Origin of the sequence: Mesorhizobium sp. PAMC28654 (assembly GCF_020616515.1) — a bacterium.
Classification (GTDB): Bacteria; Pseudomonadota; Alphaproteobacteria; order Rhizobiales; family Rhizobiaceae; genus Mesorhizobium.
Genome location: NZ_CP085135.1, coordinates 6,517,587 through 6,541,766 on the forward strand (window position 1 = coordinate 6,517,587; position 24,180 = coordinate 6,541,766).

A 24,180-nucleotide genomic window follows, 5' to 3' on the forward strand; every position below is an offset into this window, starting at 1 on the left:
CAAAGAGAATACGCTCATGCATGTCGCGCTCGACACGATGGTAGATACATTGAAGGCGGCCGCCGAATCCAGCCGGCTGCGCATTTTGGCGCTGCTGTCGCGCGGCGACCTCACCGTTTCCGATCTCACCGAAATCCTCGGCCAGTCACAGCCGCGCGTGTCGCGGCACCTGAAGCTGCTGCTCGAGGCCGGCCTGATCGGCCGCTACCAGGAGGGGTCGTGGGCGTTCTTCCGGCTCTCGGACTCCGATGCCTCACGCGACTTCGTCCTCAGGCTGATCTCGGGCATCCGTGGCGCCGACCCGCAGGTCGAGCGCGATCTCGAGCGGCTCACCTCTGTCAAGCGCAAGCGGCAGGATCGCGCCGCCACCTATTTCTCCCAGAACGCGGCGAGCTGGGACCACATCCGCTCCCTGCACGTGCCGGACCGCGCCGTGGAAGCCGCACTTCTGAAGCTGATCGGCAAGCGGCCATTCCAGTCGATGCTCGATCTCGGCACCGGCACCGGGCGTCTGCTGGAGATATTCTCGCCACTCTACCGGCGCGGCGTCGGCATCGACATGTCGCGCGAGATGCTGACGGTGGCGCGCGCCAATCTCGAAAAGGCCAGCGTATCCAATGCGCAGGTGCGGCAGGGCGATATTTTTGCACCGCCAGTCGAGCGTGACGCTTTCGATCTCGTCACCATCCACCAAGTGCTGCACTATCTCGACGATCCCTCACGCGCCATCCATGAGGCGGCGCGGCTGTTGCGCCCGTCCGGCCGGCTGGTGATCGTCGATTTCGCTCCACATGCGCTGGAATTCCTGCGCGACGAACATGCCCATATGCGGCTCGGCTTTTCCGACCGGCAGATTGCCGACTGGTTCGCCGAGGCCGGCCTCGATCTCGAGGACAGCCAGGAATTCGAACCACGCGGCGGCAACGAAGCCAAGCTCACCGTCAAGCTGTGGCTCGGCCGCGATCGGCGCCTACTGATTGCCGATCCTTCCAACGATCCCCAACAGGTAAGGGAAATCGCCTGATGAATCAGTTCCGCTTTTCCCGCCGCCCCGACATTGGCGACAAGATCAAGGTTTCGTTCGAGTTCTTTCCGCCGAAGAATGACGAGATGGAAGCGCGGCTGTGGGAAACCGTCACCCGGCTGGAGCCGCTGCAGCCGAAATTCGTCTCGGTGACCTATGGCGCCGGTGGTTCGACCCGCGAGCGCACGGCCCGCACGGTCAAGCGCATCCTCAGCGAAACGACCCTGACGCCGGCGGCGCATATGACCTGTGTCGATGCCTCCCGTGACGAGGTCGATGCGGTGATCCAGGAATTCGCCGGCATGGGCGTCACTCGTTTCGTCGCCTTGCGCGGCGACCCGGCCGAAGGCGTCGGTGCTGCCTACCGCCCGCATCCCGGCGGCTATGCCAATGGCGCCGAGCTGGTGGGCGCGCTGAAAGGGGCGGGCGATTTCGACATCTCTGTCTCCGCCTATCCGGAAAAGCATCCGGAAAGCCCGGATTTCGCCACCGACATCGACATGCTGAAGCGCAAGGTCGACAATGGCGCGACACGGGCGATCACCCAGTTCTTTTTCGACAATGATCTCTATGAGCGCTATGTCGAGCGGGCGCGGCGGGCCGGTATCTACATACCGATCGTTCCCGGTATTTTGCCCGTGCATAATTTCACCCAGGTCGCCAATTTCTCGGCGCGTTGCGGCGCCCTAGTGCCGGCATGGCTGGCCGAGCGCTTCGACGGATTGCAGAAGGATCCGCAGACGCACGCGCTGGTGGCGTCCGCCGTGGCGGCCGAGCAGGTGCTGGACCTTGTCGAGCGCGGCGTTGGTGATTTCCATTTCTACACGATGAACCGGGCCGACCTCGTCGTCGCCGTCTGCCACATGATCGGCATCCGTTCGCACGAGGCCGAGACGGCGGGGTCCGCCGCCGCCTGAGTCGGGCGAGGGATGCGCTGTGCGGAGCATGGTTTCGAGTTGCATACGGGCAGCACTATGGCAGTGCGTGAATGTGTCTAGTTAAACAGTGCTCACTAATGCAAAAAGGCCGGGTAAAACCCGGCCTTTTCAATCGTTTGGACTATTCAGTACCGGCATTCCCCCGCTAGCGCGGTCTTACGGAAGAAAGCCCATGATGAGGGCTCCGATGAATGCGAACGCGGCACAGATCATCAATGCGTTGATTGGCCTCGTAAGTCCCATGACATAGCCTCCTCTTAAAGAGCTATGAGTGAGAGTCTAGGTTCATTTGTGCCACAGGCAAGTCAAAAATATGCCGCAATGCGGTCAAAATGCGAGAGCAGCAAGCGGCTATCTGGCTTTACTCATTGAAATTCCTAGCCAAAAGCCGGCTTCACACCTGTGAATAAAATGTGACGGGACCATGCGATGGTACCGCTACCACATTCGACCCTAAGTCGGATTCGACTTTCGGAAAGCACGATGTGGCGATTCATTTGGTGGCTGGAGCGTCCTTTGCGCGTCCAATTGTACGCGCGCGCCAGGTTTTCTGATGCATGTCGCCAGCCCAAAATCGTTGCGCATTTTTAGCGCCATGCATTAGCGCCGGCCAAATACACGGCCGTCGATGGTGACAAGACCCAGCGCGATCAGCGCCATGCCCCCCATTTCGAACAATGCGAGCCGCTCTCCGAGGAACAAAAAGCCGAGCAGAATGGCGCTGGCCGGCACGATGAGCGTGACCAATGAGGCATTGGTGGCGCCGGCCGAGGCGACGAGATTGAAATAGAGGATATAGGCAAAAGCGGTCGACAAGAGCGCCAGCGAAAATACAGCCGCCCAGACCGGCGGCGAGGCGGAAAACACGCCAGCCGGGCCGTAGGCGATCAGCACGACCGGGATCATGATGATGGTCGAAGCGGTCAGCTGCCCGGTGGCGACGACCGGCGAGGGGATGCCCTTGAAGCGGCGCGCGACCATCAGGGCGACGGCATAAGACAGCGAGGCGCCGATCAGCGCGAATTTGGCCCAGACAGGACCGCCCAGCCCGGCGACCAGGCCGGGACCGATCATCACCGCCGTGCCGGCGATGCCGAGCGCGATGCCCGCCAGCTTGTTCCAGGAGAGCTTTTCGTCCGATGTCAGCGAATTGGCGAGGATCAATGTCCAGAACGGCGTTGTCGCGTTGAGCACCGAAGCGACGCCGGCGCCGAGCTGTGTCTGGCCGGCGAAGATCAGCGAAAAGGGCACGACATTGTTGGTGAGCGCCAGCAGGAAGAACAGGCCGGCATGCGGAAGGGCGAGCCGAAAGGACGGTCCGCGAATGGCGAGATAGAGCTGAAGGGCCAGTGCGGCGATGCCGACGCGAAACAGCACCAGCACCAGTGGGTGAAGTTCCGACACGGCAATACGGGCAAAGAAGAACGAACCGCCCCAGATGGCGCCGAGCAGCAGAAGCTGCGCCCAGTCCCTGAGCACCATTGGTCCGCGTGCCGGCGCGGTGGTGGCTGTGCTTGCCATGTGATCGTCCTCCCCGACGGTCTGCATTCCCCGTCATGGGCGCAAGCCATAGCGGGTTCGGAGACAAGGGCCACCCGAAACCTGACTGATGGCCTCGCTCTCGTGCCAAAAAGGCGTAACGCCTTGCAGTGAGGGACACGAGACACAGAATTGTTTTCATTAGCCGCTAGCTTGGATTAATTGTGCGCAAGAGGATTCGTCCATGCAGCGATTCGAGAATGCCCGCGAGGCGGCACTGGCGCTTCGCCCGGACGATCCGGTCTACTGCTTCCGCCCGCAGGTGCTGAAGGCGGACGCCCGGCAGTTCATGGGCATGTTCCCCGGCAAGACCGCCTATGCGGTGAAAACCAATGGTGAGCCGATCGTGCTGAAGGCGCTGGTCGAGGCCGGTGTCACCGCCTTCGACGTGGCCTCGCCTGGTGAATTCGCCGCCGTGCGTGCTGTCTCTCCCGATGCCGAGATGCTCTACATGCATCCGGTCAAGGCGCAGTCGGATATCAAGCTGGCGCTGGAGAAATACGCCATCCGGGTCATTTCGCTCGACCATGAGGACGAGATCACCAAGGTGACGCGCGTGGTGCGGGCGCTCGACATCGATCCTGGCACGATCACCGTGTTCGTAAGGGTGCAGACCAAGGGGCACGCGGCTTACGAGCTGTCGAAGAAGTTCGGCGCCGGGCCGGCCTATGCGGTGGAACTGGCCGAACGGCTGAACCGCACCGGCTACAAGGTTGGCCTGTGCTTCCATGTCGGCAGCCAGATCGAGGATCCCGACACCTATGAGCGGGCGCTGGCCTCGGCCGACTGGGTGCGCAACCGGCTTACCTTCGATATTGCTGGGCTCGATGTCGGCGGCGGCTTTCCGGCCGAATACGGACATGACCCCAACCGCAAGCAGATCGAGATGCCGTCACTCGGCCAGATCATGTCGCGGCTCTCGGACGACCTCAAGGAATACCAGTTCGACCAGATGCCACTGGTGGCGGAGCCGGGCAGGGTGATCGTGGCGCGCTGCCTGTCGCTGATCGTGCGCGTGCTGCTGCGCAAGGGCAAGCGGCTCTACATCAATGATGGCATCTGGGCGTCGCTGTCGGATTCATGGACCGGCAAGATCACGCTGCCGGCGCGCTTCATTCCCGATCCGGCGATCCGCACGCGCAATGGCGCTGAAAAGAACATCGTGCCGTTCAAGGTGTGCGGCGCGACCTGCGATTCCGTCGACATCCTGTCGCGGCCGTTCTGGCTGCCGGAAACGGTCGATACCGGCGACTGGATCGAAATCGGCCATATCGGCGCCTATTCGCTGTCGCTGAGGACCCGCTTCAACGGGTTCTACCCCGACACATTCGTCGAGGTGACGACACCGTTCGACGAAGGTGATGCGCCACAAGGGTTTGCAAGCCTGGAGACGATGGCGGACTGAGTTTCTTCCTTCTCCCACAAGGGGAGAAGGGGGAGGGAGCTACAACTTCCCCAACAGATCCGGCGTCGGCCAGCCGTCGACGGCCAGGCCAAGGCGCATCTGCTCCTTGCGGATGGCTTCGCGGGTGTTGGTGCCCAGGATGCCGTCGACCGTGCCGACGTCGTAGCCCTTGGCTTCGAGCTTGGTCTGCAGCGCCTTCATCTGGTCATTGTTGAGGCCGGTTTCGGGGGTGCGCGGATCGAATTGCGGTGCGCCGGCCAGCCGTGCGGCGAGGTTGGCCGCCGTCAGCGCGTAGGTGAAGGACTGGTTCCATTCCAGATAGACGTCGAAATTGTCATAGGTGAGGAATGCCGGCCCCTTGCGCCCCATCGGCATTGCCAGGCCCGCCTTCAGGCCATTGTCGACAAGCGGCGTGCCGTTCGGGTTGGTGACGCCCCACTGCGCCCATTGCGACAGCGGCAGCTTGTTGGTGCGCCCGGTCTGGTCCCACGGCATCTCGTCGGGCACGCGGACTTCCTCGATCCAGGGCTGGTCGCGCTTCCAGCCGCGCGACAGCACCTTGTTGGCCGTGGTCATGATCACGTCGGGCACGCTGTTGCGCAGGTCGACCTTGCCGTCGCCATCGCCGTCGACGCCACGCAGCAGATAGTCGGAAGGCAGGATCTGCGTCTGGCCAATCTCGCCGGCCCAGGCGCCCTTGACGTCGGCCGGCAGCACGCCGCGATCGATCAGTTCCAGCAGCGGCACGAGTTGCGGACGGAAGATCTGCGGGCGGCGGCAGTCGTGTGACAGCGTCACCAGCGCGCTCAGCGTGTGGAAGTCGCCCTGCACGGCGCCAAAATCCGTCTCCAGCGCCCAGAACGCGGTGATCACCGGTGCCTGGACACCGAACTGCTGGTCGGCGCGGGCGAAGACATCGGCGTATTTCTTCATATTCGCCGCACCTTGCTTCAGCCGGTAGGCGGAAATCATGCGGCCGGAGAACTGGATGAATGTCTGGGTGAAGACGCCCTGGGCACGGTCGCGCGCCAGCGCCCTGTCATCGATGGTGGCGTCTTCCAGCGCATCAAGACCGACCGCGCCGACGCCGGCCGCCTTGGCTTCGTTCGCGACGACCTGTTTCCAGGCTTCGAAATCACCGCCGCATTCCTGCGCCATCACTGGCAACGCCGTGGCGCACAAAAACAGCGCCGCGAGGGCTTTGGAACGCAATGGCATAGGCTTCCTTCCGACATTGAAACGCCAGAGCGTCCCTTAGGCGTCCATTAGGCGCCGGGCTCTGGATTACCAGTGGTTGCAGAATTTACCGCTGGCTGTGTCGAAAAGCAGGCGAAGCGCCCGGTGTCAACGGGTGTTCTGCCGCAGCCACTTGTTCCAGGCGGCTTCCGTGCCGTTGAAAACGTTGATGTCGGACTTGCCCGTCATGCCCGGAACGATGCCGGTTCCGGTGTACTGCCAGAAGGTGAAAGGATGACTGCCATATTTCTCACGGGGATGGCCGGCCACCGAACGCAGCCAGTAGGGATAGCCGCGGTAGGTCGACAGATTGTTGTCGTCGAAGAAATCGACCGAGGTGTAGATGATCGGTTTCTTGCCATAGTGCTTCTCGATCATCTCGAGGAAGACAGTCATCTCCGCGCGCACCGTGGCCGGATCGGGACGCAGCTTGCAGGTCGGCGACTGCGGGTTCCATTCCATGTCGAGCACTGGCGGCATGGAGGAGCGGTCGTTGGGCACATTCTGGATGAACCAGCGCGCCTGGACGATGGCGGGCGTGCAAAAATAGTAGAAATGATAGGCCGCGCGCGGGATTCCGTTGGCTTTCGTGCGGCTCCAATGCTCGCTGAAATATTCGTCGAAGCGGTCGCCGCCCTCTGTCGCCTTGATGAAGGCGAAGGAAATGCCACTGGCCTTGGCCGCCGGCCAGTCGACCGATGTCTGGTATTTGGAGACGTCGGTGCCGTGCACGGCATAGTTCCAGGGCGCGCTGTTGACCCATTCATGCGGCTTGGAATCGGCGAAGCGCGGCGCGCGAACCACGACCGTCTTTGTGCTCGACGACACCGGCGCCAGATCGTCGACGGTCGAGCACGCGCCCAGCAGCGACAGCATGATGAGGGCCGCGAAACGGCGCATCGCTTCTCCTGAACCGGTTTCAGCCGGCCGCTGATGGGTTTTTGTTGCGGCCCCCTTGGATGGCCTCCGAGCGATCGCCCCACAGCATCGCCCGACATCTCAGGTGATCGCCGATCATGGTTGATATTCGGTTGACGGCGCTCGACAAGTGCCATGATTTGCGGAAGCAATGGCGGCAAATCGATGACATGGGGACGCACCCCCGGTCGAACCGAGGGTGGAAATATGCGGATCCTCTTCAAGATCATCAAATGGCTGTTGGGGCTGGTCGTGCTGGCGGTCGTGGCACTGTTTGCCTGGCTCTACATCGCCCCGCCTGAACTGATCCGCGTCGGTTCCGGCTATTCGGTCAAGATCGTCTGTTCGAATGTCTTCCTTGCCGGGCGCGATGCCAGGCAAGTGCTGGCTGTCGACGTGCAGGCGCCTGGCAATCCGCTGCTCAGGCTGATGTGGGTCTCCGTGGACAAGAACCGGGGGACGGTCTCGGCGGGGCTGCTTGGCGTGCTCGGCAAGAGCGTGGCCATTGCTCGCGACGGGGTCGGCTGTGCTTCGGTTCCGGACGGCAACCTCAGCAAGGCCAGGCAGACGAAGCTCCGTGCCGAGCCGGCCGCGACGCCACAGGATGCGTTGTGGCCGGATGGCGAGCGGGTCGATGCTTCACAGAATCAGCTGATTTCGAAGCTGCTGGACGATGCGGCACTGACCGGCACCGGCATGCGCGCGGTGGTCGTGGTCAAGAATGGACGCATCGTCGCCGAGCGCTATGGCGACGGCTTTTCGCAAAAGACGCCGCTGCTCGGCTGGTCGATGACCAAGACGGTGAACGCGGCGATCATCGGCACGCTGGTGAAGGACGGCAAGATGGCGGTGACCAACCAGGGCCTGTTCGGGCCATGGAAAGCCGACGGCCGCGCCGCGATCAGCCTCGCCGACATGATGGCGATGTCGAGCGGCCTGCAATTCAACGAGGACTATGGCGATGTCGCCGACGTGACGCGCATGCTCTACCTCGAACCAGACATGGCGGGCTTTGCCGCGTCCAAGCCGCTGGCCGGCGAGGTCGGCAAGGTATTCTCCTATTCGAGCGGCACGGCGGTGATGCTGTCGAGGCTCTGGCAGGATGCGATCGGCGACAAGGATAAGGCGCTGGCTTGGCCGCGGACGGCGCTGTTCGGTCCGCTGGGCATGCACAGCGCGGTGCTGGAGACCGACGAGCAGGGCACCTTCGTCGGTTCGTCCTATCTCTACGCCTCGGCGCATGACTGGGCGCGGTTCGGCCAGCTCCTGCTTCAGGGCGGCGTCTGGAACGGCAAGGATATCCTGCCGGCCGGCTTCGTCGACTGGATGCGCGAGCCGGCGCCGGCTTCGAAAGTCTATGGCAAGGGCCAGTTGTGGATCGAGGGGCCGGGCGACGAGGAAGGCCCGGGCGCCGGCGTGGCCGCCGGCCTGCCCAAGGATACCATCTGGATGGAAGGGCATGACGGGCAGACTGTGACCATCATACCGTCCGAGCAATTGGTGGTGGTGCGGCTCGGGCTGACGCCGGCCAAGCTCGGCTATCGGCCTCAGGCGATGGTGGGGTCTCTGGTGAAGGCGCTACATTAGAGCAAAATCCGAGCGGATAGAATCGATAGGGGTTTCGTTGGGATTGGAAATCTGATTCAGCATATCTGCTGGATTCGGAGGCCGGCATGGCATGGCGAAATCCTTATCGGAAGATTTGCGGGCTCGGGTGGTCGCAGCGGTTGATGGCGGCCTGTCGCGACGGGCGGCAGCGGCGCGATTTGGCGTGGCGGCGGCAAGCTCGGTGCGTTGGGTCCGGGAATGGCGCGAGACCGGAGCCACCTGCGCAAAGCCGCAGGGCGGCGACAGGCGGTCCCACCGCGTTGAAGCGTATCGCGACATCATCCTGGCGGCGATCGAGAGGCGGGTGGACATCACGCTGGTCGAACTCGCCGAGTTGCTGCGACAGGAGCATGGCGCGTCGTTTGCGACGAGCACGATCTGGCGGTTTCTCGATCGTCACTCCATGACCTTCAAAAAAAACGGCGCACGCCAGCGAGCAGGAGCGGCCAGACGTGGCGGCGCGACGAAACGCCTGGTTCGACGCCCAGCCCGATCTTGATCCCGAGCATCTGGTCTTCATCGACGAGACCGGAGCCTCGACAAAGATGGCTCGACTGCGGGGGCGCACGAAGCGCGGGATGCGGTGCCGATCGCCAATCCCGCATGGCCATTGGAAGACGACGACGTTCACCGGCGCCCTGCGCCTCACTGGCATGACCGCGCCAATGGTCCTGGACGGCCCGATGACTGGCGAATGGTTTGTCGCCTATGTCGAGCAGGTTCTCGTGCCGACGCTGCGGCCCGACGATGTCGTGATCCTCGACAACCTGCCGGCGCACAAAAGCGCAGCCGCCCGTGTGGCGATCGAAGCAACCGGCGCAAGGATGATGTTCCTCCCGCCCTATTCCCCCGACTTCAACCCGATCGAGAACGCCTTTTCCAAGCTGAAATCGATTCTACGCAAAGCCGCCGCACGAACCGTCGCGGAATTGTGGGATACCATCAGCGCCGCACTGCCTTGCTTCACACCAACCGAGTGCGCCAACTACTTCGCCGCAACAGGATATGAGCCGGAATGATCAGATTCTGCTCTAGTCGCGGCGCGATCCGAGCACGGCCAGCCATGCGTAGCCGCGATAAAGCGTCCGGAAACGAAAGGTTGCGCCGCTCCGCTGAGATTGCGAATCCAGAACCTCGCGTAGATTGGCGCGCGGTTCGACGTGGAATTTCCGCAGCCAGCCGCGCAACAGGGAACGGGACCAGCGCGGCAGGCCCTCCTGCTGGCCGAAATCGACGATGTGCAGTGACCCTTCGGGAGACAGAGCGTCAAGGGCAGTGGAAACGGTCTTTTCCCAGCCGGGGATCATCGACAGCGAATAGGAAACGAATATTCGATCGAAGGACGCCAGGCCGAACAACGCCCTGGCGTCGAAATCCGTGGCGTCGCCCTTTGCCAGCTTGACGTGCGCCGACAGGCCTTGGCGGGCGATGGCAGCACTGGCCGTCTCCAGCATTTCCGACGAAATATCGAGACCGAAGAAGCGCGCCTCCGGATAGCGGCGGGCAGCGAGGATGATATTGCGCCCGGTGCCGCAGCCAAGCTCCAGCACCGTGCCGCCGGCCGGTACGTCGAGCCCTTCGATCAGCCTGTCGCGGCCAAGCAGATAGTATTTGCGCGTCAGGTCATAGATGTGGCGCTGCCAGCGGTAGACGCCGTCCATCAGTTCGGCATGGCCGGCCGGCAGTTCGGTGGTGCTCATGGTCAGCGCTTCACATAGAGGTGGAAGCCGCCATAGATGGCCGAGCGGTCGCGGGCCGAAAACTCGCGCGAGGCTTCGGTCTCATAATTCCACTGGTCGAGCAGCGAGGTGGAGACGCGGCCGGGCAACAGGCTTGGCTCAGCGGCGGTGCGGAAGATGACGCGGGCCGGCCGATGCGGTGCGGGTGATTTCGGCCCACAGCGCGTTGAGCTGGTCGTCGGTCATCCAGTCCTGCGCGTCGAGCAGCACGAAGCGATCGACTGTGCCGGCATCCTTGGCGGCGAGGAATTCGATCAGATTGGCATGATGGATGGCGACGCGATCGATATTCTTGTGGATCGTCGCGTAGTTGCGCTTCTCCAGATAGGCGGGCAGGGCGGCCTCACCCGGGTTCGGGTAGCGCCGGGCAAAAGCCTGCCAGGCGAAATAGTTGTTCTTCAACGGAAAATCGCAAGCGAGCTTTTCCAGCCGGGCTTTCAGGACGTTGGCCATGGTGCCGTCGCCCGACGTGATCAGCGAATCGTACTGGGCAGGCGGGATGCCGAGGCCGAACAGCGAGGCCTTGCGCGATGTCGCCCATTTCAGCAGCGGCTTTTCGAACACCGGAGCCAGCTCTTCATTGAAGAAGCGGCGCTGGTCGGCGATGCTCTTCGACGCCATGATGCCGGCGGGATCGACGCCGAAGAATTTCGCCGTGCGGTGGCCCATGGCGATGAACAGGCCGAGCAGGCCGGTCTGGTAGAAATTGCGGTCGAAAACAGCGATGCGCCGGCGGCCGCGCCAGTTGCGGCGTTCCCAGTAATGGCGGCTGACCGGATCGAGATGCGGCGCGATGAAGCGATCGTAGGCTTCCGAATTGTGACTTGTGTCGGCCGCGCCGAAGAAGCGGAACAGGTCGCCTTGCGACGGCAGGTGGCTGAAAGCCTCGAGCTTCATACGGTTCAGCGCGATGTGAGCCGCGTTGAGATCGACCGCATCGATCCTTTCGGGAGAGCGGGTGAGATAGGCGAGGATATTGCAACCGCCCGAGGCGATGGTGACGATGCGGTGACCCTGGCCAAGCTGCATGGCTTCCATGTCGACATCCGGGTCTTCCCATATCTGCGGGTAGACGAGGCCGGAGAACAGGAAGGCGAAGAGCCGCTCGGAAATGCCGGCCTTGGATAGCGGGCGGTTCTGGTAGACGGCTTTTCCAACTTCCTTGCCGCGGCGGAAAACCAGTTCTCCCGAAACGTCCGTCATAGCCAGGTGATTCCCCATTTGCTCTGGCGCAAGCGGGTATCGCAGGGTCATGACAGGCCCGTGACAGGCGGAGTTTGAGCCTTTCCGGCTTTGACCTAGGCGTGCTGCCGCAAAGGACGAAAACGAGACCGAAGGGTTCGGTCGGAACTCGTCCGGCATCCCTCTAGCCGTCTTGTGCACATGGATTTCGTGCTCGGCTTCTTTGAAGACCGCTGGTCGTGTTCAACGCAACGACGACACCTTCGTCTCGCTGAGCACGAAATCGTCGACTGACTACGCCTTGGTCCTGGTTACGCCCTTAGTCCTTGACTGCGTTGATTGCCCAAAAATCCGATGCCATGGTTCCGTCGGTCAAATAGGCGTATGGCATGAAGAAGTAGCCGTTTGTGCCTACTTTGGAGCCCCAGGAATTCCTGATCTTGAAAAGGCCGGTGCCGTCGTCGTATCCGACACACATCACGGCGTGTCCGCCAATGGCACTGTCGTTGGCGCTGGGCAGCGAAATGATCGACGGCCTCGGGTTTTGCGAATACCAACTCGCAAACACCGTGAACCCGAACACAAACGGGTATCCTGAGGCCAGGCAGCCCTTTAACTGATTGAGCGCGGGAGTCAGGCGTTGGTAGCTCGTGATGACGAATTTCACGGCATCGTCGTAGCAAGCCGTCGAAGGCGGTGTCACCGGCTTGGAGTTCACCGGAAAAGGCCCTCCCTCATAGGGCGCTGGTGTAGCCACATATGGCCACTCAGTCTCCGGGCAAACCCCTAACTTCTGAAGTGTCTTGATCCCGTCGCGAAGCTGAGCGCCAGAGTCATTGGCCACATGCCCTTCGATCTTGCGTTCGTTGTAATAGATAAAGAGCCGTGACGGTACAAAGTCGGGACTCTGATTGTTCTTGAGCCGATCGAACTCCACCGCTCCCGCCAGCGCGTTCGCCGTACAGGAGCCAATTTGACCCTGATCGTAAATCGCAAACTCGGGCTTGAGGTCTACTGACACCGGCAGCGCCTTCAGCACGGAGAGAGGCGCACTGTACAATTGATCTCTCGGATCGGGCAGGTCCCTGACCCAGCCTAAGCCGCTGCTTTTCCTCACTTTTGGCATTGCACTCGGTACGCTCTGCATAGCCATTGAGATGTCCTCCCGGAACAATAAAAACACACCCCCATTTCTCAAGCATACCACAGAATAATCCAAAAGTCTTTCCGATTTGTATGTTATGAAATAGGATTTTTGTTTTGAAAATTCTTATATTTAGTATTTTTATAGAAGCATGATGTATTTCACATACATATCTTGTTTGTAGTGGATTCCGGAAATGGTCATGTATTGTTCACGGGTCCTGGGAAATATCGGAATCGACCCGATTCTCGATCCGTTACCTGAAACAACGTTTGCGATTCCAAGTACTGTCAGGGCCGCGGGCGTGGAGGATTTCCAGCGGGAAATCATCGAGTTCGCCTCTGAATCTGAAGCGGCCTTCAATTCCACGTCTCTACGAAGGGTACGGGAATGTCCCGATACAAGGACATTCCCTGGTCGCAAGGTCTCGCTCCGCGGACAGGCCGAGATGGCGGTGCGGATATACAGGGGCTTTGGGCGATGGAGTTCGGCGTGCAGCGCGATTACCTGCCGGGCCAGCATCGCCGCTGAATGGTCCTGATGCTTTTTCCCAAGGGAAAGCGCGTCAGGCCTTGCCAAAGGCTCCTGGCGTCGGCGTGGTCACAATGACTGCCTCGCCCGGTTGGAGCACCGTCTGATCGCAGGCCTTCAGCACTTCGACCGTCCCGTCCTTGCGGCGCACCTTCGTCGATCCGACCTCGCCGTCGCCGCCGCCGTCCAATCCTAGTGGTGGCCGGTTGCGGTGCGAGGACAGGATCGCGCATTCCATTTTTTCGAGGAAGCGGATGGTGCGTTTGGTGCCGTCGCCGGCGCCCCATTTGCCCTTGCCGCCCGACCCTTCGCGGATGTGGAAATCCTCGAGCACGACGGGAAAGCGCAGTTCCAGCACTTCCGGATCGGTGAGGCGCGAATTGGTCATGTGGGTGTGGACGCCGGACGTTCCGGCAAAGCCGCGGCCGGAGTTCATGTGGCCGGCTGGCGAGCCAGAGCAGATCGTCTCGTAATACTGGTACTGCTTGTTGCCGAAGGTGAGGTTGTTCATCGTGCCCTGGGCGTTGGCCATCGCGCCCATGGCGCCGAACAACGCGTTGGTTACATGCTGCGAGGTCTCGACATTGCCGGCGACGACGGCGGCCGGGTAGGCGGGTTTCAGCATCGAACCGTCGGGAATGATGATGTTGATGGGCCGCAGGCAGCCGGCATTCATCGGGATCATGTCCTCGACCATGACGCGGAAGACATAGAGGACGGCCGCGCGGGCGACGGGCTCGGGTGCGTTGAAATTGTTCTTCATCACCGGCGACGTGCCGGTGAAATCGACGGTCGCCTCGCGCTTCTCTCGGTCGACGCTGATCTTGACCTTGATCACCTGGCCGGTATCGGTCGGGTACTCATACCGCGAACTGTCGGGCAGTCGCTCCAGCACCCGGCGCACGCTTTCCGCCGCATTGTCCTGGACGTGGCCCATATAGGCCTCGACGACATCGAGGCCGAAATGCGCCACCATCTTGCGCAGTTCGGCTACGCCTTTCTCATTGGCGGCGATCTGCGCCTTGAGGTCGGCGATGTTCTGGTGCGGGTTGCGGGCCGGGTAGGGGTGATCGGTCAGCAATGTGTGCAATTCCGCCTCACGGAATTTGCCGCGATCGACGATGCGGAAATTGTCGAACAGCACGCCTTCCTCGTCGACCGTGGTGGCGAGTGGGGTCATGGAGCCGGGTGCGGTGCCGCCGATATCGGCGTGGTGGCCGCGCGAGGCGGTGTAGAAGAGGATCACTTTCCGGGTATCGTCGAAGACAGGCGTCACCACCGTGATATCAGGCAGATGCGTGCCGCCATTGTAGGGCGCGTTGAGCGCAAAGACGTCGCCGGGATGGATGTCGCCGGCGTTCAGCCGGATGATGGTTTCGACCGAACGGTCCATCGAGCCCAGATGCACGGGCATGTGCGGCGCATTGGCGACCAGCGCACCGGTGCGGTCGAAGACGGCGCAGGAAAAGTCCAGCCGTTCCTTGATGTTCACCGAATAGGCGGTGTTCTGCAGCGTGACGCCCATCTGCTCGGCGATCGACATGAACAGGTTGTTGAAGACCTCGAGCATCACCGGATCGGCCTCGGTGCCGAGGGCCGCAGTGCGCGCCTTCTTTTCCGTGCGGCGTATCACGACGTGGTTGAGGTTGGTGATTTCCGCACGCCAGCCCGGCTCGACGACAATGGTCTGGTTCGGCTCGATGATAAGGGCGGGGCCGGCGATCAGATTGGACGGGCACAGGTCTTCGCGGCGGTAGACGCCGGCCTCGTGCCAACGGCCTTCGGTGTAGACCTGCCGGCGTTCCAAAGGCTTGGCCTCGCCCCTTGCCGGTCCTGCCGGCGCGTAGGCCTCGGCGTTCTGCTGGTTGCCGGTCTCCATGCCCTCAACGCCGACGGTTTCGACGATCATCGGCTTGTCGTCGTAGATGAAGCCGAACTGTGCCCTGTGGGCGGATTCGAAGTCGCTCCTTGCTTGCTCAATCGAGCCGTGCTCGAAATTCACCGGCAGCGCGGTGTCGGTGCCATCGTAACGGACCTGCAGCACCGGCTTCGTCGCAACGGCGCTTTCGGCGATATTCTGCGCGGCGAGTTCCCCGACCACGGCCTTGCGCAGAACCGCGATGAGATCGTCGATCGCCGGCTTGGAGTTTTCGGCCAATGGCATCAGCAGCGCTTGCTGGCGCGAGGCAAAGACCGAGGAAAGGCCGATGCCATAGGCCGAAAGCAGGCCGGAGAAGGGGTGGATCAGCACCGCCTCCATGCCGAGCGCGTCGGCCACCAGGCAAGCATGCTGGCCGCCTGCGCCGCCAAAGCAGTTCAGCAGATATTCGGTGACATCGTAGCCGCGCTGCACGGAGATCTTCTTGATGGCATTGGCCATGTTCTCGACGGCGATGGTGACGAAACCTTCCGCGACGACTTCGGGCGTGCGGCCATCGCCGATTTCGGCGGCGAGCGCGGTGAATTTCTCGCGCACTGTCTCAACGTCGAGGGGCAGGTCCTGGCCAGGCCCGAAAATGGCGGGGAAAAAACCCGGCTGCAACTTGCCCAGCATGACATTGGCGTCGGTGACGGCGAGCGGACCGCCGCGCCGGTATGCGGCCGGACCGGGATTGGCGCCCGCGGAATCGGGGCCGGCACGAAAGCGTCCGGCTTCGTAGTGGAGGATCGAACCGCCGCCGGCCGCGACCGTGTGGATGCGCATCATCGGCGCGCGGATGCGCACGCCGGCAACTTCGGTGTCGAAGGCGCGTTCATATTCGCCGTCATAATGGGCGACATCTGTGGAGGTGCCGCCCATGTCGAAGCCGATGACTTTTTCGAAACCGGCGAGTTTTGCCGTCTCGACCATGCCGACGACGCCGCCAGCCGGACCGGACAAAAGCGCGTCCTTGCCCTGGAACATGTCGGCGGCGGTGAGGCCGCCCGACGACATCATGAACATGAGGTGAGGTTGGTGCTGCCCCTCACTCTTACCCTCTTCGCGTGAAGAACGGGGAGAGGGGGGCGCCAGCGTCGGAGCGCTGTCCTTCTCCCCGTCACTATACGGGGAGAAGGTGCCGGCAGGCGGATGAGGGGCAGCGCCAGTGCTGCTCCCAATAATCCCCAACTCCCCCGCCACCCTCTGCACATATCGCGACAGGATCGGCGACAGATAGGCATCAACCACGGTCGTATCACCGCGACCGACCAGCTTGATCAGCGGCGAGACTTCGTGGCTGACCGAGACCTGGCTGAAGCCGAGTTTGCGGCAGACCTTCGCCACCACCTTCTCATGATCGGGATATTTCCAGGCGTGCATGAAAACGATCGCCACGGCATTAATGCCGTCGGCCTTCGCCTGCTCGATGGCCGGACGACAAGCGGAGATGTCGAGCAGGCGCTCGACGCAGCCGTCGGCGCGAACGCGCTCATCGATCTCGATGACGCGCTCGTAGATCTGCTCCGGCAGGATGATCTCCTTGGCAAAGATATCTGGTCGCGCCTGATAGGCGATCTTCAGTGCGTCGCGAAATCCCTTGGTGATGAGCAGCAGGACGCGGTCGCCCTTGCGCTCCAGCAGCGCGTTTGTAGCCACCGTGGTGCCCATCTTGATATCCCTGATCAGGCCGGGCGGGATGGCCGCGTCCGATGACAGTCCGAGCAGGTCGCGGATGCCCTGTATGGCGGCATCCGTATAGGCTTCGGGGTTTTCCGACAGGAGTTTGCGGGGATGCAGACCACCTTGCGGGTCACGGCCGATGACATCGGTGAACGTGCCGCCACGATCGATCCAGAAATCCCATTTCGCGGTCATGTCAGTGTTCTCTCCAGCGGGCGGGTACGACTTGTTAGAATGCAAACGGCTGACCGGCAACGCCCAGCGATGGTGGGACTGGTATTACAAACCGACACGCAACGTGACGAAACAAAATTGGCGCGCCACGCATTTCCTCTTCGACCGCTCACCGGAACGTGAGCGTTTTTTGAAGGAGAGATGTTATGAAAAAGCTCATTCTTACGTCCATTTCCGCCTTGGCTCTGTTTGGCGTCGCGGCATGCAGCGACAGCGGCACCGACAAGACTACCACCCAGAGCACCAATCCGCCGGCCGCCGATCAGACGATGAAGCCGGCTACGCCCGATGCAACGAAGCCCGCCCAACCGGCTCCGGCAACACCAGCTCCCGCGGCACCCGCGCAGTAGCACGCAATAGTATCAGTATCCGTATTATGCGTTTGGGAAGGCCGGCGATGCCGGCCTTCTTGCTATTGGATGCCTGCGGCACTGTCTTGGCTTGATAGGGATGCCCGGTGGTTCTAAGAAGCCCCCATGTCGATTTGGGACCGCCTCGGCGACTTCATCACACGCGTTTCGTCTTCTGCGTCGTCTGGCGTCGCTGACGTGGTCGAGGCCGTGCGCACGGTTTTCTCCGGTGATGCGGATTTGCGCCGGCGTGTCGCCTTCTCCGTAGCGATGATCGCGCTGTCGGCCAAAATGGCCAAGGCCGATGGCATCGTCACCCAGGACGAGGTGCGCGCATTCCAGGAAATATTCGAGGTGCCGCCTTCGGAGAGACGCAATGTGGCGCGTCTCTACAATCTGGCGCAGCAGGATGTCGCCGGCTTCGAAACCTATGCCGAACGGATGGCGCAGCTTTGCGGCTCGGGCCATTCGAACTGCGTGATGCTGGAAGACATACTCGACGGCCTGTTCCACATCGCCAAGGCCGATGGGCTGATCCACGAGCACGAGGGCCTGTTCCTGCACCGCATCGCCCAAATCTTCCGCATCGACGAAGCGCACTACGAGAGCATCCTGGCGCGCCACGTCAATCTTGGCGCGGCGGATCCCTATGTCGTGCTCGGCATCGAGCGCGGCAAGTCGTTCGAGGAAGTCAGGAAGCGCTATCGCAAGCTGGTGTCCGACAATCATCCGGACCGGCTGATCGCGCGTGGCCTGCCGCAAGAGTTCATCAAGATCGCAACGACCAGGGTCGCGGCCATCAATGCGGCCTACGAGATGATCGAGCGGGGCCTGCGACACGCATGAGTGGTTTCCTGCCCGACGAGCCGAACGCCGAGGTCAGGGTATCGCCGAATTTCGGCCCGAGGCGGGACACGCCCAGCCCCGACATGATCGTGTTGCACTATACGGGCATGGGCACCGGCGCCGGCGCCGAGGCCTGGCTGTGCGATCCAGCCAGCGAGGTTTCGTCTCACTATCTCGTCCATGAGGATGGCCGCGTCGTCCAGATGGTCAGGGAAAGCGACCGCGCCTGGCATGCCGGCAAGAGCTCGTGGTTCGGGCGAACGGACATCAACTCCTGCTCTGTCGGCATCGAAATCGTCAATCCCGGGCATTCGCTTGGCTACCCCGGCTTTCCAAAACGGCAGATCAATGCCGTCATCGGCCTGTGCGCGGGGATCACCCGTCGCCATTCCATTCCTGCGCACCGTGTGCTCGCCCATTCCGACGTGGCGCCGGGACGCAAGGTAGATCCCGGCGAGAAATTCCCGTGGAAAGCCCTGTTCGAGGCCGGGGTCGGCCATCTTGTTCCTGCCGCGCCGATCCGGCGGAGTGCGGTTCTGAAGGCTGGCGATGCGGGAACCGATGTCGAGGCGCTGCAATCGATGTTGACGCTTTACGGTTATGGCGTGGAGATCACTGGAGGTTTCGACCCTCAGACCGAAATCGTGGTCGAGGCGTTTCAGCGGCATTTCCGACCGCGCAGGGTGGATGGCCTTGCCGATTCATCGACGATCCGCACCCTGCAAAGGCTGCTCGCTTCCGTAACGGTAATCGCCGCCAAGTAATCTTTCCGATCGTTTAAGTTACAGGCTGTCACTCAAAGTGACTTGCCCCGCCTTCATTGGCACCAATTCGACCTTCAAACGACGCTCCGTACAAATTGTCGGACCTCCAGTCCCCGGACGCCCCGATATAGATTGAGCATCGCCGCGTGATGTCTTCACGCGGTTCAGACAGAACAGGATCAAATGCAGAAATTGACCGTTGTAACGGCAGCTCTTGCTGCCGGCGTAATGACTTTTGCCTTCAGTGCGGCCAATGCCGCTTCGTTGAGCCCTCGGGCCGACCAGGGTCTTCTTCCCGCTTCCGCCACAAGTGCCAAGGCGCCGACCAGCAAGGCATCAGCCAGCCGGAGCGTGAAAGGGGCGAAGAAAGCCAAGGTGGAAAGGATTGCCTCGGCAAGCGCGAAGAAGCCGATCACCAGGCGTTACGCCAAACGCAACAGGACAAATGTCGACATGACGACGACCGCATCGATTGGCCCGGGCAATGCAGCGGCATCGGTGGCGGCGGCCGGTGTCGGGCAGTATTCGGCGATTGTCGCACGTTATGCGGCGAGCTACGGCGTGCCGGTATCGCTGGCCAACGCCGTCATCAAGATCGAAAGCAACTACAGACCGCACATGGTCGGTGGTGCCGGTGAGATCGGCCTGATGCAGATCAAGCCGGCGACGGCGCGGATGATGGGCTACAACGGCTCGACCAAGGGCCTCTTCGACCCCGAGACGAACATCAAGTACGGCATGAAGTATCTGGCGATGGCCAAGGATCTGGGCGGCGGCACGACCTGCGGCACGATCCTGAAATACAATGCCGGCCATGGCGCCACGCGGATGAACCCGATCTCGGCGGCCTATTGCAGCAAGGTCAAGGTGCAACTGGCGGCACTTGGCGCCCCTGCATAAGCGGGAAACGTCGCCAAGACGGCCGGTGATAAGCTGCTTTTTCGTTTGCGTTTTCGGGCGTGAACCCCTTTATACGCCTTGCCAGCTGGCTGGGCGGCCGCACCCGCTAGAGCCGAAAGGCTGCGGGTGAGGAAAGTCCGGGCTCCATGGAAACACGGTGCCGGTTAATGGCCGGCGGGGGCGACCCCAGGGAAAGTGCCACAGAAAGCAAACCGCCACGATTTTCGTGGTAAGGGTGAAAGGGTGGGGTAAGAGCCCACCGCGCGACTGGCAACAGGAGCGGCACGGTAAACCCCACCGGGAGCAAAACCGAATAGGGGCGGTGCGAGGGGAAACCCTCGAGGGCTGTTTCCGGCTCACCGTCCGGGTAGGTTGCGTGAGGCGCATGGCAACATGCGCCCAAGATGAATGGCCGCCACGTTCTCGCGCCGCAAGGAGCGAGGGCCATACAGAACCCGGCTTACAGGCCAGCTGGCAATTTACCCGATAGTTCCCTGATATCAGCGGGTTGCGCCTTCGGGCGCGCCTCTTGATTCATGGGCTTTCGATCGGTTTCGCCGGGCCTGCAAGGCCGGAGGCTTTTCTTGAAACTGGTGCGATTAAATCGTACCATTCTTGATGGAAGCATCAGGAGCTTGTCATGGGCCAGGTCGACAAACGCAGCATTACGCTCTCACCGGAACTGGCGGCGGCGGTGGACGATGTGGTTGCCGCCGGCGAATACGCGTCGGCCAGCGAAGTGATCCGTGACGCGCTGCGCCAGTGGAAGGACCGGCGCGACCTGCACGGCTATACGCTGGAGGAACTGCGCAAGCTGGTCCAGGAGGGGATCGACAGCGGGCCGGGACGATTTGGTTCGATGGATGAGATCAAGGCCGAAGCCCGCAAGCGTCCGACAACGCGGCATGAGTGTTCGGCGGATCGTTCGAACATCGCAGTCCGAAGATGATCTGATCGCGATCTGGCTCCATGTCGGGCGAGGCAGCAGCAGATCGCCTGCTCGATCGGATCGGGGCTCGCTGGCAGCAATTGGTAGTTTACCCGTTCTCAGGCGCGCCGCGCGAGGACATTGCGCCCGGCATCCGTCATCTCCTGGTCAGCGAATATCTCACCTTGTACCGCGTGCACGACGACGCGATCGAAATCGTTCGCGTGCTGCACGGCCGACGCCAGATAGACGCCGATGACCTCACCGCCTGCCCGACCGGTTCAGTCGCCAATCTTGTCCAGCGATGCCTCGATTGCCTTCCAGAGTTCTTCCACCGGTTCGCAGCCGACCGACAGGCGTACGAAGCCGGGTGGAACCGCATCGCCCCGCTTTGATCGTCGCTCGGCCGCTGTGTGAACCCCGCCGAAGGAGGTCGCGGCCTGCATCAACGTGCAGTTGTTGATGAAATCCTCGGCCTTTTCCTCGGATGCGAGCTCGAAGGAGACCAGAAAACCGAAACGTTCCATCTGAACGCGGGCGAGGTTGTGTGACGGATCGCTTTCGAGGCCGGGATAACGCAGGCCGCTGACGGCCCGATGGCCCTGGAGCCGTCGCGCGATCACTTCGGCGGATGAGCACATGCGGTCGAACCGAACATCGAGGGTTTCAAGGCCGCGATGCACCAGCCATGCCTCGAAAGGTCCGGGAATGCCGCCCGCGGTTTCGCGCCAGTCGGTCACGGCGGCGATGACCTTTGCGTCGCGGCTGGCGACGTGGCCGAACAGCACATCGGAGTGGCCGTTGGGCGCCTTGGTGTCGGCGGCGATCACAATGTCGGCGCCATGGTCGAGCGGACGTTGGCCGAAGGGCGTCATTGTCGTGTTGTCGACCACCAGGAGAGCGCCGGCCTTGTGAACGGCCTCGGCGACCGCTGTGATGTCGCAGATGTCGAGCCTCGGATTGGACGGGGTTTCGACGAAGGCGAGGCGATATCCGTCGAAGCCGCCGTCAAGGAATGTCGATGTCGGCCGAACATCACAGGCGATGCCGAACGGCTTCAGGAAGCGCTCAGCCAGCGCCCGTGTCGTATGATAGCCGTCCGACGGCAGCAGGACCCGGTCGCCGGTCTTGAGCAGGGCGAAGAACACGGCCGAGATGGCACCCATGCCGGACGGAAAGCCGACGCAGGGCGCACCTTCCAGATGTGCCAGCATATGCTCCACCGCATTCCAGGTCGGGTTGCTGAAGCGGCCATACTGGTCGAAACCGGTGGCATCGCCGGGCGTGTGATAGATCGAGGCCATGGTCAAGGGCAGGGGGATCGGGTCGCCCTTGGCCAGCCCGCTGTTGCGCAGATGGGGAAGTGCCGCAGCGCGTATGTTCGCGGTTTCAGTCATCGATTCTCTAACCCTGTTGCCTACCCAATAGTTGTGCGCAGACGCTATGCCGGGCGAGGGCTCGCGGCAACCGCGTCCGGTTGGGCCACGCGGCTCTAAACGGTTCGTTAGGCTTAATAGACCATAAAGACGAGACGTGCCGTCAAGGCTGCTCTCATTCGTCGTGGCGCGCGTGTTTGTGAAGCCTGTTCCCGTTGACGCCCATAGTGCCCCATGATATCCCATTTTCATACTCAAGCCTTCGTTCCGCGTCAGGGTGAAGCGTACGCCAATCGGGCAGCCGCGGCGGCTGCGCGTTTGCCGGTTTTCGCCCCTGCGAACGAGCTTGGTTCTGGACGGGGAACGTGCCGCGACGGCGCGAACGGCAAGTTGGAGAGGGGTGCGGCGGCGCGAGCGGCTGTAACGGATGATGGACCGGTTTCTCTCAAATACGGTGAGCAGGATCGATGCGAAGGGACGGGTTTCCGTTCCGGCGCATTTCCGTGCCGTTGTGCAGAAACGTGGCTATTCGGAACTTTACGCGCTGCGCTGCCTGGACCTGCAGGCGATGGATGTCGGTGGGCTGGACCTGCTCGACCGCTACGAGCAGCGCATCGCGCAAGAGGATCCTTTCCTGCGGACGGCGGACGACATGTCCTTCTTCTGCCATGGCGATGGGACGTTCCTGAAGCTCGATCAGGACGGTCGCATCACGATGACGGATTTCATTCGCGAGCACACCGGCATTTCGGCGGAAGCGGCCTTTGTCGGGCGCGGCAATTTCTTTCAGATCTGGGAGCCGGGACGGCTTGCGGCCTATGGCGCGCAAGCCCGCGCCCGGCTGTTGCAGCTTCGGCAGGGGACGAAGCCTGGGGAGCGACCGGAATGATGGCTGGCAACGGCGATGACCCTCACGCCGTTGGCGGACCGGCCCGCCACATTCCGGTCCTCCTTGGCGAAGTGCTGGAAGCGCTTTCGCCGGTGGAAGGCGATTTGATCGTCGACGGCACGTTCGGCGCCGGCGGCTATACCAAGGCCATTCTGGCCGAGGGGGCTTCCGTCGTGGCCATCGACCGCGATCCCGATGCGATCGCCGCCGGGCGTGCGCTCGAAGCGCAATCGGCTGGCCGGCTGACGCTCGTCCAAGCGCCGTTCTCGACGCTGGACGAGCATGTCGAAAGCGCTGACGGCGTCGTGCTCGATATCGGCATCTCCTCCATGCAGATCGACCAGCCGGAGCGGGGCTTCTCGTTTCGCGCCGACGGGCCGCTCGATATGCGCATGGCTCAGGCCGGCTTGAGCGCCGCCGATGTCGTCAACTCCTTCAAGATGGGCGACCTCGCTCGCATCTTCGGGTTCCTCGGTGAGGAGCGCCATGCCGGCCGCATCGCCCGCATGATCGAGAACCGTCGCGAAAAGCGTCCGTTCGAACGCACGCTCGATCTGGCCGACGCCATCGAAACGCATATCGGCCGCGCGCCCAAGGACAAGATCCATCCAGCCACCCGCGTCTTCCAGGCGCTGCGCATCTTCGTCAATGACGAGCTTGGCGAACTGGCCAAGGCGTTGTTCGCCGCTGAACGTGCTTTGAAGCCCGGTGGACGGCTCGTCGTGGTGACCTTTCATTCGCTGGAAGACCGTATCGTCAAACGCTTCATCGCCGATCGTGCCGACGCCATGACGGGCTCGCGGCATCTGCCCGAGGCGCAGGCGCGCACCGCGACCTTCCGCAAGGCGGGCGGCGGCGTGACGCCCGGTGATGCCGAGATTTCAGCCAATCCGCGATCGCGCTCCGCCAGGCTGCGCGCGGCAATTCGCACGGACGCGCCAGCGCGCGCCGGCGACTTTTCGATTTTCGGCCTGCCCAAACTTCCCGGCCCAAAACTTCCCGGCACCGATCGGTCGGGAGAGAGGTGA

General features: G+C 62.2%; 21 protein-coding genes, 1 other RNA gene and 1 pseudogene. 15 read left to right on the forward strand and 8 right to left on the reverse strand.

Annotation, left to right across the window (positions count from 1 at the left end):
• Nucleotides 1-16 precede the first annotated feature (16 nt).
• Nucleotides 17-1,024, forward strand: a complete 1,008-nt coding sequence (locus LGH82_RS32290; protein WP_227346574.1) for an ArsR/SmtB family transcription factor — start codon at nucleotides 17-19, stop codon at nucleotides 1,022-1,024.
• Complete coding sequence (gene metF, locus LGH82_RS32295; protein WP_227346575.1) at nucleotides 1,024-1,941, forward strand: methylenetetrahydrofolate reductase [NAD(P)H]; 918 nt, start codon at nucleotides 1,024-1,026, stop codon at nucleotides 1,939-1,941. Before LGH82_RS32290 ends, metF begins: the two co-directional genes overlap by 1 nt.
• Nucleotides 1,942-2,562: 621 nt before the next feature.
• Here the strand turns inward: metF and LGH82_RS32300 are convergent.
• Nucleotides 2,563-3,483, reverse strand: coding sequence for a DMT family transporter (locus LGH82_RS32300; RefSeq protein ID WP_227346576.1), 921 nt, complete (start codon nucleotides 3,481-3,483; stop codon nucleotides 2,563-2,565).
• Between the two features lie 202 nt (nucleotides 3,484-3,685).
• Here LGH82_RS32300 and LGH82_RS32305 point away from each other — a divergent pair, with 202 nt between their 5' ends.
• Nucleotides 3,686-4,906: an alanine racemase gene (locus LGH82_RS32305; protein WP_227346577.1), complete on the forward strand. Its 1,221-nt coding sequence runs from the start codon at nucleotides 3,686-3,688 to the stop codon at nucleotides 4,904-4,906.
• Nucleotides 4,907-4,945: 39 nt separating this feature from the next.
• Here the strand turns inward: LGH82_RS32305 and LGH82_RS32310 are convergent, their stop codons facing one another.
• Together LGH82_RS32310 and LGH82_RS32315 are read right to left on the reverse strand one after the other, a co-directional pair.
• Nucleotides 4,946-6,124 (reverse strand): lytic murein transglycosylase, encoded by a 1,179-nt coding sequence (locus LGH82_RS32310; protein WP_227346578.1) that lies wholly within the window; start codon nucleotides 6,122-6,124, stop codon nucleotides 4,946-4,948.
• 126 nt (nucleotides 6,125-6,250) lie between these two features.
• The gene (locus LGH82_RS32315; protein ID WP_227346579.1) at nucleotides 6,251-7,042 is read right to left on the reverse strand and encodes a glycoside hydrolase family 25 protein; all 792 of its coding nucleotides are present in this window, start codon (nucleotides 7,040-7,042) and stop codon (nucleotides 6,251-6,253) included.
• Nucleotides 7,043-7,267: 225 nt separating this feature from the next.
• Here LGH82_RS32315 and LGH82_RS32320 point away from each other — a divergent pair, with 225 nt between their 5' ends.
• Together LGH82_RS32320 and LGH82_RS32325 are read left to right on the forward strand one after the other, a co-directional pair.
• Nucleotides 7,268-8,647, forward strand: a complete 1,380-nt coding sequence (locus tag LGH82_RS32320) for a serine hydrolase domain-containing protein (RefSeq protein ID WP_227346580.1) — start codon at nucleotides 7,268-7,270, stop codon at nucleotides 8,645-8,647.
• A gap of 91 nt (nucleotides 8,648-8,738) precedes the next feature.
• Nucleotides 8,739-9,687 (forward strand): IS630 family transposase gene (locus tag LGH82_RS32325; protein WP_227343924.1). Its coding sequence is split into 2 segments (ribosomal slippage): nucleotides 8,739-9,082 and nucleotides 9,081-9,687, totalling 951 coding nucleotides; the frame shifts between segments, so codons are not numbered across the junction.
• A 12-nt stretch (nucleotides 9,688-9,699) separates the two neighbouring features.
• Here LGH82_RS32325 and LGH82_RS32330 read toward each other — a convergent pair.
• The 3 genes and pseudogenes from LGH82_RS32330 to LGH82_RS32340 form a co-directional block, all read right to left on the reverse strand.
• Entirely contained in the window at nucleotides 9,700-10,368 is a 669-nt protein-coding gene (locus tag LGH82_RS32330; RefSeq protein WP_227346581.1) for a class I SAM-dependent methyltransferase, read from the reverse strand.
• A gap of 2 nt (nucleotides 10,369-10,370) precedes the next feature.
• A pseudogene (locus tag LGH82_RS32335) lies at nucleotides 10,371-11,661 on the reverse strand (DUF3419 family protein).
• A gap of 247 nt (nucleotides 11,662-11,908) precedes the next feature.
• Nucleotides 11,909-12,742: a C1 family peptidase gene (locus LGH82_RS32340; RefSeq protein WP_227346582.1), complete on the reverse strand. Its 834-nt coding sequence runs from the start codon at nucleotides 12,740-12,742 to the stop codon at nucleotides 11,909-11,911.
• 381 nt (nucleotides 12,743-13,123) lie between these two features.
• On the opposite strand from LGH82_RS32340, the gene LGH82_RS32345 reads away from it, so the two are divergent.
• Nucleotides 13,124-13,264 carry a hypothetical protein gene (locus LGH82_RS32345; RefSeq protein ID WP_227346583.1) on the forward strand — a complete coding sequence of 47 codons (141 nt, stop codon included), beginning with the start codon at nucleotides 13,124-13,126 and terminating at the stop codon, nucleotides 13,262-13,264.
• A 34-nt stretch (nucleotides 13,265-13,298) separates the two neighbouring features.
• On the opposite strand, the gene LGH82_RS32350 is transcribed toward LGH82_RS32345, so the two are convergent.
• Nucleotides 13,299-17,060, reverse strand: coding sequence for a hydantoinase B/oxoprolinase family protein (locus LGH82_RS32350; protein WP_227346584.1), 3,762 nt, complete (start codon nucleotides 17,058-17,060; stop codon nucleotides 13,299-13,301).
• 185 nt (nucleotides 17,061-17,245) lie between these two features.
• Between LGH82_RS32350 and LGH82_RS32355 the strand changes: the two genes are divergently transcribed.
• From LGH82_RS32355 to LGH82_RS32385, 7 genes are all read left to right on the forward strand, one after another.
• A complete protein-coding gene (locus LGH82_RS32355; protein ID WP_227346585.1) occupies nucleotides 17,246-17,449 on the forward strand; it encodes a hypothetical protein in 204 nt (67 codons plus the stop codon).
• 126 nt (nucleotides 17,450-17,575) lie between these two features.
• Nucleotides 17,576-18,295, forward strand: a complete 720-nt coding sequence (locus tag LGH82_RS32360) for a J domain-containing protein (protein ID WP_227346586.1) — start codon at nucleotides 17,576-17,578, stop codon at nucleotides 18,293-18,295.
• Nucleotides 18,292-19,059 carry an N-acetylmuramoyl-L-alanine amidase gene (locus tag LGH82_RS32365; protein ID WP_227346587.1) on the forward strand — a complete coding sequence of 256 codons (768 nt, stop codon included), beginning with the start codon at nucleotides 18,292-18,294 and terminating at the stop codon, nucleotides 19,057-19,059. Before LGH82_RS32360 ends, LGH82_RS32365 begins: the two co-directional genes overlap by 4 nt.
• Nucleotides 19,060-19,242: 183 nt before the next feature.
• Nucleotides 19,243-19,959 (forward strand): lytic transglycosylase domain-containing protein, encoded by a 717-nt coding sequence (locus LGH82_RS32370; protein WP_227346588.1) that lies wholly within the window; start codon nucleotides 19,243-19,245, stop codon nucleotides 19,957-19,959.
• 81 nt (nucleotides 19,960-20,040) lie between these two features.
• An RNA gene (rnpB, locus tag LGH82_RS32375) (RNase P RNA component class A) lies at nucleotides 20,041-20,438 on the forward strand.
• 161 nt (nucleotides 20,439-20,599) lie between these two features.
• Nucleotides 20,600-20,908, forward strand: coding sequence for a type II toxin-antitoxin system ParD family antitoxin (locus LGH82_RS32380; RefSeq protein WP_227346589.1), 309 nt, complete (start codon nucleotides 20,600-20,602; stop codon nucleotides 20,906-20,908).
• A 20-nt stretch (nucleotides 20,909-20,928) separates the two neighbouring features.
• Nucleotides 20,929-21,282 (forward strand): type II toxin-antitoxin system RelE/ParE family toxin, encoded by a 354-nt coding sequence (locus LGH82_RS32385; RefSeq protein ID WP_227346590.1) that lies wholly within the window; start codon nucleotides 20,929-20,931, stop codon nucleotides 21,280-21,282.
• Here LGH82_RS32385 and LGH82_RS32390 read toward each other — a convergent pair.
• Nucleotides 21,169-22,284, reverse strand: a complete 1,116-nt coding sequence (locus LGH82_RS32390) for a cystathionine gamma-lyase (RefSeq protein ID WP_227346591.1) — start codon at nucleotides 22,282-22,284, stop codon at nucleotides 21,169-21,171. The two genes, LGH82_RS32385 and LGH82_RS32390, sit on opposite strands and share 114 nt — an antisense overlap.
• A gap of 409 nt (nucleotides 22,285-22,693) precedes the next feature.
• On the opposite strand from LGH82_RS32390, the gene mraZ reads away from it, so the two are divergent.
• Together mraZ and rsmH are read left to right on the forward strand one after the other, a co-directional pair.
• Complete coding sequence (gene mraZ, locus LGH82_RS32395) at nucleotides 22,694-23,152, forward strand: division/cell wall cluster transcriptional repressor MraZ (RefSeq protein ID WP_227349742.1); 459 nt, start codon at nucleotides 22,694-22,696, stop codon at nucleotides 23,150-23,152.
• Nucleotides 23,149-24,180 carry a 16S rRNA (cytosine(1402)-N(4))-methyltransferase RsmH gene (gene rsmH / locus LGH82_RS32400; protein WP_227346592.1) on the forward strand — a complete coding sequence of 344 codons (1,032 nt, stop codon included), beginning with the start codon at nucleotides 23,149-23,151 and terminating at the stop codon, nucleotides 24,178-24,180. Before mraZ ends, rsmH begins: the two co-directional genes overlap by 4 nt.